The organism is Paenibacillus sp. Y951, from assembly GCF_056786395.1.
Window position 1 is genome coordinate 26,526 of sequence record NZ_JBXCIY010000019.1, and the last position, 14,946, is coordinate 41,471.

Annotated in this window: 23 protein-coding genes; all 23 read right to left on the reverse strand. The window is 41.2% G+C overall.

The window, feature by feature from the left end; all coding sequences use genetic code 11:
* Positions 1-26: 26 nt before the first annotated feature.
* The 23 genes from rpsH to rpsL all read right to left on the reverse strand — a co-directional run bounded on the left by rpsH (position 27) and on the right by rpsL (position 14,932).
* Complete coding sequence (rpsH, locus tag AC1TPB_RS20565) at positions 27-425, reverse strand: 30S ribosomal protein S8 (protein WP_258203655.1); 399 nt, start codon at positions 423-425, stop codon at positions 27-29.
* Positions 426-456: 31 nt separating this feature from the next.
* Positions 457-642, reverse strand: a complete 186-nt coding sequence (locus tag AC1TPB_RS20570; RefSeq protein WP_258203656.1) for a type Z 30S ribosomal protein S14 — start codon at positions 640-642, stop codon at positions 457-459.
* Between the two features lie 26 nt (positions 643-668).
* Positions 669-1,211 (reverse strand): 50S ribosomal protein L5, encoded by a 543-nt coding sequence (gene rplE, locus AC1TPB_RS20575; RefSeq protein WP_482078240.1) that lies wholly within the window; start codon positions 1,209-1,211, stop codon positions 669-671.
* A gap of 30 nt (positions 1,212-1,241) precedes the next feature.
* Positions 1,242-1,595 (reverse strand): 50S ribosomal protein L24, encoded by a 354-nt coding sequence (gene rplX, locus AC1TPB_RS20580; RefSeq protein WP_482064449.1) that lies wholly within the window; start codon positions 1,593-1,595, stop codon positions 1,242-1,244.
* A gap of 55 nt (positions 1,596-1,650) precedes the next feature.
* On the reverse strand, positions 1,651-2,019 hold the full coding sequence (gene rplN / locus AC1TPB_RS20585) for a 50S ribosomal protein L14 (protein ID WP_482078241.1): 369 nt from the start codon (positions 2,017-2,019) through the stop codon (positions 1,651-1,653).
* Positions 2,020-2,065: 46 nt separating this feature from the next.
* Positions 2,066-2,329 carry a 30S ribosomal protein S17 gene (gene rpsQ / locus AC1TPB_RS20590; protein WP_482064451.1) on the reverse strand — a complete coding sequence of 88 codons (264 nt, stop codon included), beginning with the start codon at positions 2,327-2,329 and terminating at the stop codon, positions 2,066-2,068.
* A 48-nt stretch (positions 2,330-2,377) separates the two neighbouring features.
* The gene (rpmC, locus tag AC1TPB_RS20595; RefSeq protein ID WP_482064452.1) at positions 2,378-2,578 is read right to left on the reverse strand and encodes a 50S ribosomal protein L29; all 201 of its coding nucleotides are present in this window, start codon (positions 2,576-2,578) and stop codon (positions 2,378-2,380) included.
* Positions 2,568-3,002: a 50S ribosomal protein L16 gene (gene rplP, locus AC1TPB_RS20600; RefSeq protein ID WP_482064453.1), complete on the reverse strand. Its 435-nt coding sequence runs from the start codon at positions 3,000-3,002 to the stop codon at positions 2,568-2,570. Before rplP ends, rpmC begins: the two co-directional genes overlap by 11 nt.
* A gap of 2 nt (positions 3,003-3,004) precedes the next feature.
* Positions 3,005-3,667 carry a 30S ribosomal protein S3 gene (gene rpsC, locus AC1TPB_RS20605; RefSeq protein WP_482064454.1) on the reverse strand — a complete coding sequence of 221 codons (663 nt, stop codon included), beginning with the start codon at positions 3,665-3,667 and terminating at the stop codon, positions 3,005-3,007.
* Between the two features lie 13 nt (positions 3,668-3,680).
* The gene (gene rplV, locus AC1TPB_RS20610; RefSeq protein ID WP_482064455.1) at positions 3,681-4,016 is read right to left on the reverse strand and encodes a 50S ribosomal protein L22; all 336 of its coding nucleotides are present in this window, start codon (positions 4,014-4,016) and stop codon (positions 3,681-3,683) included.
* 43 nt (positions 4,017-4,059) lie between these two features.
* On the reverse strand, positions 4,060-4,341 hold the full coding sequence (rpsS, locus tag AC1TPB_RS20615) for a 30S ribosomal protein S19 (protein WP_482078242.1): 282 nt from the start codon (positions 4,339-4,341) through the stop codon (positions 4,060-4,062).
* A gap of 67 nt (positions 4,342-4,408) precedes the next feature.
* Complete coding sequence (rplB, locus tag AC1TPB_RS20620; RefSeq protein WP_482064457.1) at positions 4,409-5,239, reverse strand: 50S ribosomal protein L2; 831 nt, start codon at positions 5,237-5,239, stop codon at positions 4,409-4,411.
* 17 nt (positions 5,240-5,256) lie between these two features.
* Positions 5,257-5,550 carry a 50S ribosomal protein L23 gene (rplW, locus tag AC1TPB_RS20625; RefSeq protein ID WP_482064458.1) on the reverse strand — a complete coding sequence of 98 codons (294 nt, stop codon included), beginning with the start codon at positions 5,548-5,550 and terminating at the stop codon, positions 5,257-5,259.
* A complete protein-coding gene (gene rplD, locus AC1TPB_RS20630; protein ID WP_482078243.1) occupies positions 5,550-6,173 on the reverse strand; it encodes a 50S ribosomal protein L4 in 624 nt (207 codons plus the stop codon). The genes rplW and rplD overlap by 1 nt, the downstream gene beginning before the upstream one ends.
* Before the next feature lie 28 nt (positions 6,174-6,201).
* Positions 6,202-6,825 carry a 50S ribosomal protein L3 gene (rplC, locus tag AC1TPB_RS20635; protein WP_482064460.1) on the reverse strand — a complete coding sequence of 208 codons (624 nt, stop codon included), beginning with the start codon at positions 6,823-6,825 and terminating at the stop codon, positions 6,202-6,204.
* A 40-nt stretch (positions 6,826-6,865) separates the two neighbouring features.
* A complete protein-coding gene (gene rpsJ, locus AC1TPB_RS20640; protein ID WP_028609655.1) occupies positions 6,866-7,174 on the reverse strand; it encodes a 30S ribosomal protein S10 in 309 nt (102 codons plus the stop codon).
* 396 nt (positions 7,175-7,570) lie between these two features.
* Entirely contained in the window at positions 7,571-8,365 is a 795-nt protein-coding gene (locus tag AC1TPB_RS20645) for an ABC transporter ATP-binding protein (RefSeq protein ID WP_482078244.1), read from the reverse strand.
* Positions 8,366-9,280, reverse strand: coding sequence for an ABC transporter permease (locus tag AC1TPB_RS20650; RefSeq protein WP_482078245.1), 915 nt, complete (start codon positions 9,278-9,280; stop codon positions 8,366-8,368). It abuts the gene before it with no gap.
* Positions 9,281-9,371: 91 nt separating this feature from the next.
* A complete protein-coding gene (locus AC1TPB_RS20655; RefSeq protein ID WP_482078246.1) occupies positions 9,372-10,367 on the reverse strand; it encodes an ABC transporter substrate-binding protein in 996 nt (331 codons plus the stop codon).
* A 207-nt stretch (positions 10,368-10,574) separates the two neighbouring features.
* A complete protein-coding gene (gene tuf / locus AC1TPB_RS20660) occupies positions 10,575-11,765 on the reverse strand; it encodes an elongation factor Tu (RefSeq protein WP_482078247.1) in 1,191 nt (396 codons plus the stop codon).
* 103 nt (positions 11,766-11,868) lie between these two features.
* Positions 11,869-13,947, reverse strand: coding sequence for an elongation factor G (fusA, locus tag AC1TPB_RS20665; protein WP_482078248.1), 2,079 nt, complete (start codon positions 13,945-13,947; stop codon positions 11,869-11,871).
* Positions 13,948-13,974: 27 nt separating this feature from the next.
* Positions 13,975-14,445 (reverse strand): 30S ribosomal protein S7, encoded by a 471-nt coding sequence (gene rpsG, locus AC1TPB_RS20670; protein WP_482064466.1) that lies wholly within the window; start codon positions 14,443-14,445, stop codon positions 13,975-13,977.
* A 67-nt stretch (positions 14,446-14,512) separates the two neighbouring features.
* Complete coding sequence (gene rpsL, locus AC1TPB_RS20675; RefSeq protein ID WP_482078249.1) at positions 14,513-14,932, reverse strand: 30S ribosomal protein S12; 420 nt, start codon at positions 14,930-14,932, stop codon at positions 14,513-14,515.
* Between the last annotated feature and the right edge of the window lie 14 nt (positions 14,933-14,946).

Genomic DNA, 14,946 nt, shown 5'->3' on the forward strand with positions numbered 1-14,946 from the left:
TACACCTCCTGCCTTCGTTACTTATATTACCATACGTAGCAGACTACTTCGCCGCCAGCTTTCGCTTGACGAGCTTCTTTGTCTGTCATTACACCTTTAGACGTTGAAATAATTGCAATTCCAAGTCCACCAAGTACGCGTGGGATTTCAGTAGATTTTGTGTAAACACGTAGACCTGGCTTAGAAATACGTTTAAGACCAGTAATTACGCGTTCTTGGCTTTGACCGTATTTCAAGAAAATACGAATCATACCTTGTTTATTATCCTCGATGTATTCTGCATCGCGGATAAATCCTTCACGCTTCAGTATTTCAGCGATATCTTTCTTCACTTTTGAAGCGGGCATTTCTACAGTTTCGTGACGAACCACGTTCGCATTACGAATGCGTGTCAACATATCTGCAATCGGATCAGACATAACCATTAGTGTGAACCTCCTTCCCGAACTAGGCTGATTACCAGCTTGCTTTTTTAACGCCAGGAATCTGGCCCATATGTGCTAACTCGCGGAAACAAATCCGGCAAATTTTGAATTTTTGTAAAACTGAGTGCGGACGACCACAACGTTCACAACGTGTATAAGCACGTACTTTGAACTTGGGAGCGCGTTGTTGTTTCACTTTCATCGAAGTTTTTGCCACTGGGTATTACACCTCCTAGTAGTGGATTACTTCGCGAATGGCATACCCATTTGGGCTAGCAATTCACGAGATTCTTCGTCTGTATTAGCTGTTGTAACGATAACGACATCCATACCACGTGTTTTATCAACTTTATCATACTCAATCTCCGGGAAGATAAGTTGTTCTTTCAAACCAAGCGTGTAGTTACCACGACCGTCGAAAGCTTTAGTTGATACACCTTGGAAGTCACGTACACGCGGCAACGAGATACTGAACAATTTATCAAGGAAATGGTACATACGCTCACCACGTAGTGTAACTTTAACCCCGATTGGCATGTCTTCACGAAGTTTAAATCCAGCGATGGATTTCTTAGCGCGTGTTACAACCGGTTTTTGACCGGAAATAATTTGTAGCTCTTCAAGAGCAACATCAAGAATTTTGGAGTTGGAAACTGCTTCACCAACACCGATATTAATTACGACCTTCTCAACTTTCGGTACTTGCATTACTGAAGTATAGTTGAACTTCTGCATTAATGCAGGAGTGATTTCATTAAGAAAGCGACTTTTCAGTCTTGCTGTCATTAGTCATGGACCTCCTTTCCTACATAACGATTAGTCAATCACTGCTCCGGATTTTTTAGCAATCCGAACCTTTTTACCGTTATCAAGCACTTTATATCCGATACGCGTCACTTGTCCGCTCTTAGGATCTACATGCATAACATTGGAAACGTGAATTGCTGCTTCTTGCTCAATAATTCCACCTTGTGGATTAGACTGTGATGGACGAGCATGTTTTTTTACAATACTGACACCTTCAACAAGAACACGATTTTGACGAGGATAAGCTGCAATTACGCGACCTTTTTTACCTTTGTCTTTTCCAGAAATAACGATGACAATGTCATCCTTTTTCACATGTAGCTTATTGTTGTGTGATTCCAATAACTTTTTCACTTTTGGCATTTATTACACCTCCTGCGCTTTTCGCTTTCAGGGTTATATAAACTAAAGCATTAAATTAGATAACTTCTGGAGCTAGAGAAACGATCTTCATGAAATCTTTGTCACGAAGTTCGCGAGCAACTGGTCCAAAGATACGAGTACCACGTGGGCTCTTGTCATCTTTAACTACCACTGCAGCATTTTCATCAAATGCAATGTATGAACCATCTTTACGACGTACAGAACGCTTCGTACGAACGATAACAGCTCTAACTACATCACCTTTTTTGACAACGCCGCCTGGTGTTGCTTGTTTAACAGAACAGACGATTAAATCGCCAATTGCAGCAACGCGGCGTCCAGTACCACCAAGTACACGAATACACATAACTTCTTTTGCACCAGAGTTGTCAGCAACTCTAAGTCGCGTAAACGGTTGAATCATTTCAACGTCCTCCTTTCAAGAAAAGTGCTTTTCTTACACACGTTCATTAAAGAATGACAGCTGCTTCAACAATTTCGACCAGTCTGAAGCGCTTGTCTTTAGATAGTGGACGAGTCTCCATGATTCTTACAACATCGCCGATTTTAGCAGTGTTGGTATCATCATGTGCTTTAAATTTGTTCGTAGATTTAATACGTTTATGGTACAAGTTGTGTGTCTTGTATGTTTCAACAGCAACAACAATTGTTTTGTCCATTTTGTCACTTACCACTTTGCCGATTTTAATTTTACGGGCATTGCGATCGCTCATAGTTGGCCTCCTTCCTGACAGTGATTATGATGCCACTGTGCAAGTTAATTAGCTGCTTATTCCAAGTTCTCTTTGACGAAGAACTGTTTTTGCGCGAGCAATTTCTTTACGCACGTCACGAATACGAGTCGGGTTATCCAGTTGACCTGTTGCCAATTGGAAACGAAGGTTGAACAGCTCTTCTTTGAAACCAGCGACTTGTTGCTCGATTTCAGTAGATGTTAGGTTGCGAAATTCACTAGCCTTCATTTGCTTCACCACCCACTTCTTCTCGTTTCACGAACTTAGTTTTAACTGGCAACTTGTGAGCTGCAAGACGCATAGCTTCACGAGCCACTTCTTCTGGAACACCAGCAAGCTCAAACATAATTTTACCTGGCTTAACTACTGCTACCCATTTCTCAACGTTACCTTTACCACTACCCATACGAACCTCAAGAGGCTTTTGCGTAATAGGCTTATCCGGGAAAATTTTGATCCAGACTTTACCACCACGTTTGATGTAGCGAGTCATAGCGATACGAGCTGCTTCAATCTGGCGGTTAGTGATCCATGATGGTTCAACTGCTTGAAGACCGTATTCACCAAAAGCTATTGTAGTACCGCCTTTAGCACGACCCTTCATGTGACCACGTTGTTGTTTACGATGTTTGACGCGTTTAGGTACCAACATGATTAGTTGCCTCCTTCCTGTGGAGCTTTCTTCTTAGTCGGAAGGACTTCACCACGATAGATCCATACTTTAACACCTAGACGACCATAAGTCGTAGCTGCTTCAGCTGTACCATAATCGATATCAGCACGAAGAGTATGAAGTGGAACCGTGCCTTCGCTATATCCTTCTGAACGAGCAATCTCAGCGCCGCCTAGACGACCAGAAACTGCAGTTTTAATTCCTTTTGCACCCGAACGCATAGAACGTTGGATAGCTTGTTTTAGAGCACGACGGAATGATACACGACGCTCTAATTGTTGAGCAATACTTTCAGCAACAAGGATAGCGTCTAGATCAGCATACTTGATTTCTGAAATATTGATATGAACCTTTTTACCTTTTGCGATTTTACCTAGTTGAACACGAAGATTGTCTACTTCTGTTCCGCCTTTACCGATAACCATACCTGGTTTAGCGGTGTGAATCGTTACGTTTACGCGATTAGCGGCACGTTCGATTTCAAAACGAGAAACAGCTGCATCTTTCAGCTTGCCTTTAAGGTATTCGCGAATTTTAACGTCTTCTAGTAGAAGATCGCCGAAGTCTTTTTCTGCGTACCATCTGGATTCCCAATCACGGATGATCCCGACACGCATACCATTAGGATTTACCTTTTGACCCACTCGTTATCCCTCCTTATTTTTCAGATACGACCAAAGTGATGTGGCTGGTTCTCTTATTAATTCTACTTGCACGACCCATTGCACGTGGGCGGAAACGTTTCATCGTTGGTCCTTGGTTCGCAAATACTTGCGATACAACCAAATTGTTAACATCAAGCTGATTATTATGCTCAGCGTTAGCAATTGCAGAGTTCAGCAACTTCTCCAAAATTGGGGAAGCAGCTTTAGGCGTGTGACGCAGAATTGCGATTGCTTCGCCAACTTGCTTGCCACGGATTAAATCCGCAACCAATTGAGCTTTACGAGGAGCAATACGTATATTACGTGCGTGTGCTATAGCTTCTGCCATGTAGGAACCTCCTCTCATTCATTAGAAAGTGATCAAGGGCAAATTAACGTCTGCCCGTTTTTTTGTCATCAGACGCATGACCTTTGTACATACGTGTTGGTGCGAATTCGCCTAGTTTGTGACCAACCATGTCTTCTGTCACATAAACCGGCACATGTTTACGACCATCATATACCCCGAAAGTATGTCCGATGAATTGTGGGAAAATTGTAGAGCGACGAGACCAAGTTTTAACAATAGTCTTTTTCTCTGCTTCATTCAAAACTTCAACTTTTTTCAAAAGGTGACCATCAACAAATGGACCTTTTTTCAAACTGCGACCCATATGAGTTCCTCCCTTCACGTAAGAGCTTCAGCATAACCGTAATTATGCGACTTGTATCAAGCAATTATTACTTCGTGCGACCACGAACGATATATTGGCTTGATGCTTTATTCTTCTTGCGTGTTTTGTAACCAAGTGTCGGTTTACCCCAAGGAGATAATGGAGATTTACGACCGATAGGAGAACGACCTTCACCACCACCGTGAGGGTGATCATTAGGGTTCATTACCGATCCACGAACTGAAGGACGATTACCTAACCAACGAGAACGACCAGCTTTACCAATTTTGATAAGCTCGTGATCACCGTTACCTACAGCACCGATAGTAGCACGGCAAGTGTTAAGAATGTGACGAACTTCGCCAGAGTTAAGACGAACTGTTACATAGTTACCTTCTTTACCAAGCAATTGAGCTTCTGTACCAGCAGCACGAACTAGTTGTCCGCCTTTACCAGGTCTTAACTCAATATTGTGGATAACTGTACCCACTGGAATGTTTGCAAGTGGTAATGAGTTACCGATTTTAATATCAGAACCAAGACCAGATTGAACTTGATCACCAACTTTAAGACCTTTAGGTGCGATGATGTAAGCTTTCGCTCCATCAACATAATGGATCAATGCAATGTTTGAAGTACGGTTTGGATCGTACTCAATCGTTGCAACTTTACCAATAATACCATCTTTAACACGTTTGAAGTCAATAATACGGTATTTACGTTTGTGTCCACCACCATGGTGACGGATTGTAATTTTACCTTGATTGTTACGACCAGCTTTTTTGAAAAGCGGCGCAAGCAATGATTTCTCCGGAGTACTTGTCGTAATTTCTTCGAATGTAGAAACGGACATGTTACGACGAGCAGGAGAGGTCGGTTTGTACTTTTTAATTGGCACTTGTGTTCCCTCCTTTTCTATACAGACGTTTCAAAGAACTCAAGTTCTTTGCTATCTTGGCTTAATTGAACAATAGCTTTTTTCCAATTTGGTCTGTAACCACTGTATTTACCATAACGTTTCGGTTTACCCGCAACGCGCATAGTGTTAACACTAGTAACTTTTACATTGAAAATTTGTTCAATAGCAAGTTTAATTTCGGTTTTGTTAGCGCGTAAGTCAACTTCAAAAACATAACGTTTTACAGCCATGTAATCGCTAGTACGTTCGGTAATAACCGGGCGCTTAATGATATCGCGAGGATTCTTCATTATGCAAACACCTCCTGTACTTTCTCTACCGCTTCTTTAGTGATGATCAATTTGTCATAGACAAGAACATCACGAACATTGATGCCATCAGCAGCGACGAATTTAACTCCAGGGATGTTACGAGCAGATAATGCTACGTTATCCTCGTAGTTAGCAGTAACAACCAAAGCTTTACGTTCTACTTTAAGGTTGTTAAGAATGTTTGCGAACTCTTTCGTTTTTGGAGCTGCAAATGCAAGCTGATCCAATACGATAATATTCTCTGCAATTACTTTAGAAGAAAGAGCAGATTTGATCGCAAGACGACGAACTTTTTTAGGAAGTTTGAAGCCATATGAGCGAGGTGTAGGACCGAATACAGTACCACCACCAACCCACTGTGGAGAGCGGATACTACCTTGACGAGCACGTCCTGTACCCTTTTGTTTCCAAGGTTTACGTCCGCCACCGCGTACTTCAGAGCGTCCTTTAGTTTTGTGCGTTCCTTGACGTTCTGCAGCTTGTTGCAGAACAACAGCACTATGCATAACATGAGTATGAGGTTGGATACCGAACACGCTATCAGCAAGTTCTAGTTCGCCAACTTCTGCACCACTCACGTTGAATACTGTTACTTTAGGCATTTCTTGTTCCTCCTTTCTTCAACAACGATTAGTGTTTAACCGTTTGTTTAATATTTACAAATCCATTTTTAGGACCTGGGATAGAACCTTTGATAAGAAGTACGTTACGCTCAGCGTCTACACGAATAACTTCTAATCTTTGAATAGTAACTGTTTCTGTACCCATATGTCCTGGTAGGCGTTTACCTTTCGGCACGCGGTTCGCTTGGATAGAACCCATTGAACCTGGACCACGGTGATAACGAGAACCATGTGACATTGGACCAGTACTTTGACCCCAACGTTTGATTACACCCGCGAATCCTTTACCTTTAGAAATACCTGTTACGTCAACAAATTCGCCTTGTGCGAATAAGTCAGCTGACACGGTTTGGCCAACTTCATACTCTCCAAGATTAATTCCACGAATTTCGCGAACGTAGCGCTTAGGAGTTGTATTAGCTTTTTTAGCGTGACCAGCTTCTGGTTTAGTGGATCTGCTTTCTTTTTTGTCAGCAAAACCAAGTTGAACAGCTTCATAGCCATCGTTTTCCAAGTCTTTCTTCTGTAAGACTACGCAAGGACCAGCTTCAATTACTGTTACTGGAATTACGTTACCTTCAGGAGTAAATACTTGAGTCATACCAAGTTTTTTACCTAAGATACCTTTCATGTTGACACCTCATTCCTCTCTATACTTACATTAATTCAACTTACAGTTTGATTTCGATATCTACACCGGATGGTAGATCCAGACGCATCAATGCATCAACAGTCTGCGGCGTAGGATTCACGATATCGATCAAGCGCTTATGAGTGCGTTGTTCGAATTGCTCGCGAGAATCCTTGTACTTATGCACAGCACGTAGAACAGTGATGATTTGCTTTTCCGTTGGTAACGGAATCGGACCGGATACACCTGCACCGGAACGTTTTGCAGTTTCAACAATTTTCTCTGCGGACTGGTCAAGAATTCTATGATCGTATGCTTTCAAACGAATACGAATCTTTTGCTTTGCCATTTTAAGTCCCTCCTTCTATCGCCCAATTTTATTATCGGACATACTCCGTAAGAAAACCCTACACATACCCCATGGCAAAGGGGCCTGGTGTGTCGGCAACCTCTCACATCAACGCAACGTCAGACCAACAGTCAATATTATACACGAGTAGGCATATGATTGCAACTAATTTTATACATAGTAAAACTATTCTTTTTGTCGACGTTATATTCCCGTTTTCATCACTTTTTACATTATATATTTATTTTCACCAAATGTCATGTTCCAAATAAAAACAACGGCATTTTTCGCCGTTGTTTCACGTAGCTCTTCTATTATAATAGTTACACTATATTCGATGCCGATTAAACTGCCTGCAGCACTTCATTATCAAAGCGTGTTTTTTGAACTTCCTCGTTACCCTAATATTACTCGATCATCAGCCATAGCTTTACCACTAATCTGTTCAAACTCTTTAAGCAAGCCAGCAACCGTTAACTCCTTCTTACGCTCTGGATCAACCTGCAAAATAATTCGCCCTTTATCCATCATAATAAGACGATTTCCAAGTTTAATTGCTTGCTCCATATTGTGCGTGACCATAATCGTAGTTAGATTAAGATCTTTTACGATTTTTTCGGTTAAGTTCGTAATGAGTTCAGCACGAGCTGGATCAAGTGCAGCGGTATGTTCATCAAGTAGCAATATTTGTGGACGAGTAAAGGTTGCCATTAATAAACTTAGCGCTTGACGCTCCCCACCAGATAACATGCCAACTTTAGCACCCATACGATTCTCAAGACCAATACCAAGCTTAGAAAGTTCATCCTTGAATATAACCTTCGTCTTACTCGTCACGCCGAAGGAGAAACCTCTCCGTTGACCGCGCTTGTAAGCTAAGGCTAAGTTTTCTTCGATAGACATATGCGGTGCAGTGCCTGCCATAGGGTCTTGGAAGACACGCCCAATCCACCGGCTTCGACTATGCTCCGGTAGATTACTAACATTTGTACCATCAATTTCTATCGTTCCGATGTCGGGCTTAAGCACCCCTGATACTATGTTCATTAACGTTGACTTACCTGCTCCATTACTTCCAATAATCGTTATAAAATCACCAGTATTTAAATGTAAATCTGCTTTTAATAGTGCTATTTTTTCATCTATTGTACCGGGATTAAACAATTTGGACACGTCGTTAATATGTAACATTTAGCGCATCTCCCCTTTCGAGGCTAATTCTACTTGTTGAATCACTTGCTCCGCTCGCTTGCGAGATATTTTCTTTTCTTGCATGCTATTTTTAATAGTAGGAATAATTAGCGCAAACACGATAATAAGTGCTGTAATTAGCTTCATGTCTTGGGCATCCATCCCTGGAATTCTTAATGCCAATGCATAAATGATACGATATATGATAGCTCCGAGTACAACGGCAATCGTTGCACGGAATATCGTTTTCCTGCCAAAAATAGCTTCACCGATAATGACGGAGGCTAGACCGATAACGATCATACCTACACCCATATTAATGTTTGTTTGATTCGTTGAAAATGCGATTAATCCCCCCGAAGTTGCAACTAATGCATTGGACAATGAGACGCCAAGAATTGTCGTCATATGTGTATTAGCCCCGAAGCTTTTGATCATTCGTTGATTATCACCTGTTGCACGTAAGCTTAGACCAATATTTGTTTTGAAGAATACGTCTAACAGTAATTTTACTCCTACAGCCATAAGTAGACCAATCAACCATACTGGTGCACCATCAAATATATTAGCAGTATCTCTCAGAGAAAGATTGGGCTTACCCATAATTCGTAGATTAATGGAATAGAGCGCGATCATCATAATAATACCTGAAAGTAAACCATTAATTTTACCTTTAGTATGTAATAATCCTGTCATTAATCCAGCAAGTGCCCCTCCGCAAAAAGCGAATAGTAAAGAGATAATTGGTGGGTATCCATTAAGAGTCATAATAGAAGCAATCGCCGCTCCTGTAGTAAAACTTCCATCCACTGTAAGATCCGGAAAATCTAAAACTCGATAAGTGATATACACCCCAAGTGCCATTAAAGCATAAAGCAAACCACTTTCAACTGCTCCTACTAATGAATAAATCATTACTTTCCTCCTTACTCTCTAACGTATGGAGGGGATCAGTTCCCTGATCCCCTCTTCTGTATTGTATATTTATGCATTCGTTTATATTTTACTATTCAATGATATTATTTTCAGGGTGTTTAACATAAGCTTTCATAGCATCAGTTACTTCAATGCCCATTTCAGCTGCTGCTTTTGTATTAATAATAAAATCAAGATTTTGAGGTTTTGAGACTGTCATCTCACCTGGATTTTTACCATTTTTCAAAATATCTACAATCATCTGTCCAACTTCATAGCCATGATCATAATATTTGAAACCTACTGTTGCAAAAGCACCTGCTTCAACGGTATCACGATCAGAAGAAAAGAAAGGAATATCATTGTCGTAAGCAATTTGAATAATCGTATCCACTGCTTCTACAACAGTATTATCTAATGTGATATAGATAGCATCGACATTTCCAACTAACGATTGTGTCGCAATTTGAATATCTGACGAATTCACAACTGGCGCTGTAATTAATTCAATACCATGAGTAGCCAAACGAATCTTAGCAGTTTCAGCCATAATAATTGAGTTTGGTTCACCATTATTCATAACAATCCCTATTTTTTTAACATTCGGAAACTCTTTCGCAATAAAATCCATAAGTGATTCGATAGCTTCAGGACTTGAATCTGAAGCACCTGTAACATTTCCACCTGGTGCTTCCAACCTAGGTACAATCTTATCAGCAATTGGATCGGTAACTGCTGCAAATACTACTGGAGTTTCCGTAATTTCATCAATTAGAGCTAATGCACTTGGAGTAGCAATACCCACAGCTACATCTGGTTTACCTTGTTTAATCTTTTGTGATATAGGTTGAAGGTTATTATTTTCATTTTGAGCATTTTGGTAGTCAATGACTAAATTTTCACCCTCTTTAATTCCTGCATCAGCTAAAGCAGCGATAATACCATCATGAACTGCATTAAGAGATGGATGTACAGCTAATTGAGATATAGCTACTTTGTATGAACCTGAATCTTTTCCACCAGAACAAGCTGCTAATACCAAAACCATAAGCGATAAAGCAATACCTGACCATAATTTCTTCTTCAATGAAATGACCCCTCTCAAATTGCAAAAATTTTATGAATGCTTGTATATTCTTTTCACCATATTAAATGTATGAAGGTAATACGTCAATACTTCTAAGCTATAAAGGGGTGTCGTAGCAAAATATAAAAGATAATGCACCCTACAAACACAAAAAAAGCCCCCATTTGCATGGGAGCTTCTTTATAAGCAGCTTATGCTGCAGAAATATTAAGCTTGGATAGATGCAACCGCACCAGCACCAACTGTACGACCACCTTCACGGATTGAGAAGCGAGTACCTTCTTCAACCGCGATTGGAGAGATCAATTCAACAGTTACTTCGATGTTGTCTCCAGGCATAACCATTTCAGAACCTTCAGGAAGGTTTACGATACCAGTTACGTCAGTTGTACGGAAGTAGAACTGTGGACGGTAACCAGTGAAGAATGGCTTATGACGGCCACCCTCTTCTTTAGTTAGAACGTAGATTTGAGCTGTGAAGTTAGTATGTTGCTTAACAGAACCTGGTTTAGCAAGTACTTGACCGCGCTCGATATCTTTACGATCTACACCACGAAGTAGTGCACCAACGTTGTCTCCTGCTTGAGCATAGTCAAGCAATTTACGGAACATTTCAACGCCTGTTACTACAGACTTGCGAACTTCTTCTTGAAGACCAACGATTTCGATCTCGTCACCAATTTTGATTTCTCCACGCTCAACACGGCCAGTAGCAACAGTACCACGACCAGTGATTGTGAATACATCCTCAACAGGCATAAGGAAAGGCTTGTCAGTAGCACGTTCTGGAGTTGGGATATAAGTATCGACTTGATCAAACAATTCGATAATTTTATCAGCCCATGGACCGTTTGGATCTTGTAAAGCTTCACGAGCAGAACCACGGATGATTGGAGTATCATCACCAGGGAAGTCGTATTCGCTAAGAAGGTCACGAACTTCCATTTCTACTAGTTCAAGAAGCTCTTCATCTTCAACCATATCACATTTGTTCAAGAATACTACGATGTAAGGAACACCTACTTGACGAGAAAGAAGGATGTGCTCACGAGTTTGTGGCATTGGACCATCAGCAGCAGAAACTACAAGAATACCGCCGTCCATTTGTGCAGCACCAGTGATCATGTTTTTAACATAATCCGCGTGACCTGGGCAGTCAACGTGTGCATAGTGACGAGCAGGTGTTTCATACTCTACGTGAGAAGTAGAGATTGTGATACCGCGCTCGCGCTCTTCTGGAGCCTTGTCGATTTGATCATAGTCCATTGCTGCTCCACCATAACGAGTAGATAGAACTTTAGTGATTGCCGCTGTTAATGTTGTTTTACCATGATCGACGTGACCAATTGTACCGATATTAACGTGCGGTTTATTACGTTCAAATTTTGCCTTTGCCATTGAACTTAATCCTCCTCAATATAACTTTATATTTTATGTGTAAGCCGATATTAGATTATTTTATATCTAATTTCGGCTAAAATCAAACTTTACAATTGTGAAATTACTCACCTTTGTTTTTTGCAATAATCGCTTCAGCGATAGTCTTCGGAACTTCTTCATAATGAGAAAGCTCCATTGAGAATACGCCACGACCTTGAGTACCAGAACGTAGAGTTGTTGAGTAACCAAACATCTCGGACAAAGGTACCTTAGAACGAATGATTTGTGCACCACTACGAACATCAGAACCTTCAATACGTCCACGACGAGAGCTGATCATACCCATAACATCACCGAAGTATTCTTCAGGAACTGTTACTTCTACTTTCATGATTGGCTCAAGAATAATCGGCATACATTTTTCTTTAGCAGCTTTAAGTGCCAAAGAACCTGCAATTTTGAACGCCATCTCAGAGGAATCGACATCATGGTAAGAACCGTCTACGACAGTTGCTTTAATATCAACTAGTGGGTAACCAGCGACAACACCATTTTTCATTGATTCTTCAATACCAGCTTGGATTGGAGCGATATATTCACGAGGAATAGAACCACCCACAACTTTGCTTTCGAAGACAAAGCCCGAACCAGCTTCAAGCGGTTCGAATTCAACCCAACAATGACCGAATTGACCTTTACCACCTGATTGACGAACAAATTTACCTTCAACTTTCGCGCTAGCTTTGAAAGTTTCACGGTATGCTACTTGAGGAGCACCAACTGTTGTCTCAACTTTGAATTCACGACGCATACGATCAACTAGTACTTCAAGGTGAAGCTCACCCATACCAGCGATAATCGTTTGATTCGTTTCTTCGTCAGTGTAAGCACGGAACGTTGGATCTTCTTCAGCAAGCTTAGAGATTGCAATACCAAGTTTATCTTGGTCAGCTTTCGTCTTAGGCTCGATAGCGATTTGAATAACTGGATCAGGGAAATTCATGGATTCAAGGATAATTGGTGCCTTTTCATCACATAATGTATCACCAGTCGTAGTATCTTTCAAGCCTACTGCAGCTGCGATATCACCAGAGAATACTTCTTGAATCTCTTGACGACTGTTCGCATGCATTTGTAGAATACGACCAACACGCTCACGTTTGCCTTTTGTAGAGTTCAACACGTAAGAACCTGATGCAAGAACACCAGAATATACGCGGAAGAACGTCAAACGACCAACGTAAGGATCCGTCATAATTTTGAAAGCAAGTGCGGAGAATGGCTCAGAGTCGTCAGAATGACGAACATCTTCAGTACCATCTTCCAATGTTCCTTTAATGGATTCAATGTCAGTTGGCGCAGGTAGGTAATCTATTACTGCGTCAAGAACCGATTGAACACCTTTGTTACGGTAAGAAGAACCTGCTACTACAGGATAGATCTTAGTTTCACAAACGCCTTTACGAAGTGCAGCTTTGATTTCTGGAATTGAAATTTCTTCGCCTTCCAAATACTTCATCATCAACTCTTCGTCAAGCTCTGAAACTTTTTCTACTAATTCTGCACGTAGCTCTTCAACTTGATCCGCATATTCTGCAGGAACTTCACCAACAATTGGATCTTTACCAAGATCATCAACATAAGTATAAGACTTACGTTCGATAATATCGATAACACCGATGAAGTCATTCTCAGCACCCATAGGTACTTGAATAGCTACAGCATTAGCATTTAGACGTTCACGCATGTCCTTAATTACGTTTAAGTAATCAGCACCGATGATGTCCATTTTGTTAATGTAAGCGATACGAGGAACCCCGTATTTATCCGCTTGACGCCAAACAGTTTCGGATTGTGGCTCAACGCCTTCTTTGGCACTGAATACGCCTACAGCCCCGTCCAATACACGAAGGGAACGTTCGACTTCAACTGTAAAGTCTACGTGACCCGGTGTATCAATGATATTAACACGGTGATCTTTCCAAGCAGCTGTTGTTGCAGCAGAAGTGATTGTGATACCACGCTCTTGCTCTTGCTCCATCCAGTCCATTGTAGCAGATCCTTCATGAGTCTCACCAATTTTGTGAGTACGGCCAGTGAAGTATAAGATACGCTCAGTCGTTGTTGTTTTACCCGCATCAATATGTGCCATGATACCGATATTACGTGTATTTTCCAAGGAGAACTCTCTTTTTGCCATTGAATTTTCCTACTTTCGTTGTTTATCCTACCAACGGTAGTGTGCGAATGCTTTATTAGCTTCCGCCATCTTGTGTGTATCTTCGCGTTTCTTCACAGCTGCACCAGTGTTGTTCGATGCATCCATGATTTCAGCAGCCAAACGTTCTTCCATCGTTTTCTCACCGCGGTTACGGGAGTAGTTAACCAACCAACGTAATGCTAGAGCAGTACGACGTTCAGGTTTAACTTCGATAGGCACTTGATAGTTAGTTCCACCTACACGGCGTGCTTTAACCTCAAGTACAGGCATGATGTTCTTCATTGCTGCTTCAAAAACTTCCATTGGATCATTTCCAGAACGTTCTTGTACCAATTTGAATGCATCATAAAGAATCGTTGCAGCCGTGCCTCTTTTACCGTCCAACATGATACGATTAATTAGACGAGTTACCAATTTCGAATTATACATCGGATCTGGTAGTACATCGCGTTTTGTTACAGGACCTTTGCGTGGCATTAGAAGTCCCCCTTTCTTCAATAAATAATTTGTGTTGGTCTAACATTACTCCGAGTTGGAGTTGCCATTATTTTTTAACTTTAGGACGTTTAGCACCGTATTTAGAACGAGCTTGCATACGGTTGTTTACACCTGCAGTATCAAGTGCACCACGAACGATGTGATAACGAACCCCTGCTAAGTCTTTTACTTTACCACCACGGATAAGTACCACGCTATGCTCTTGAAGGTTATGTCCGATACCTGGAATGTACGCTGTAACCTCTAAACGGTTAGTTAGACGTACACGCGCATATTTACGAAGCGCGGAGTTTGGCTTCCTTGGAGTCATAGTACCTACACGAGTACATACACCACGTTTTTGTGGAGATCTACTTTCAGTAATCTCACGTTTAAGAGCGTTAAACCCTCTTTGTAGTGCTGGTGATTTTGATTTATAAACTTTAGCTTGGCGTCCTTTACGAACTAGCTGGTTAATTGTTGGCATGTTGCCACCCCCTT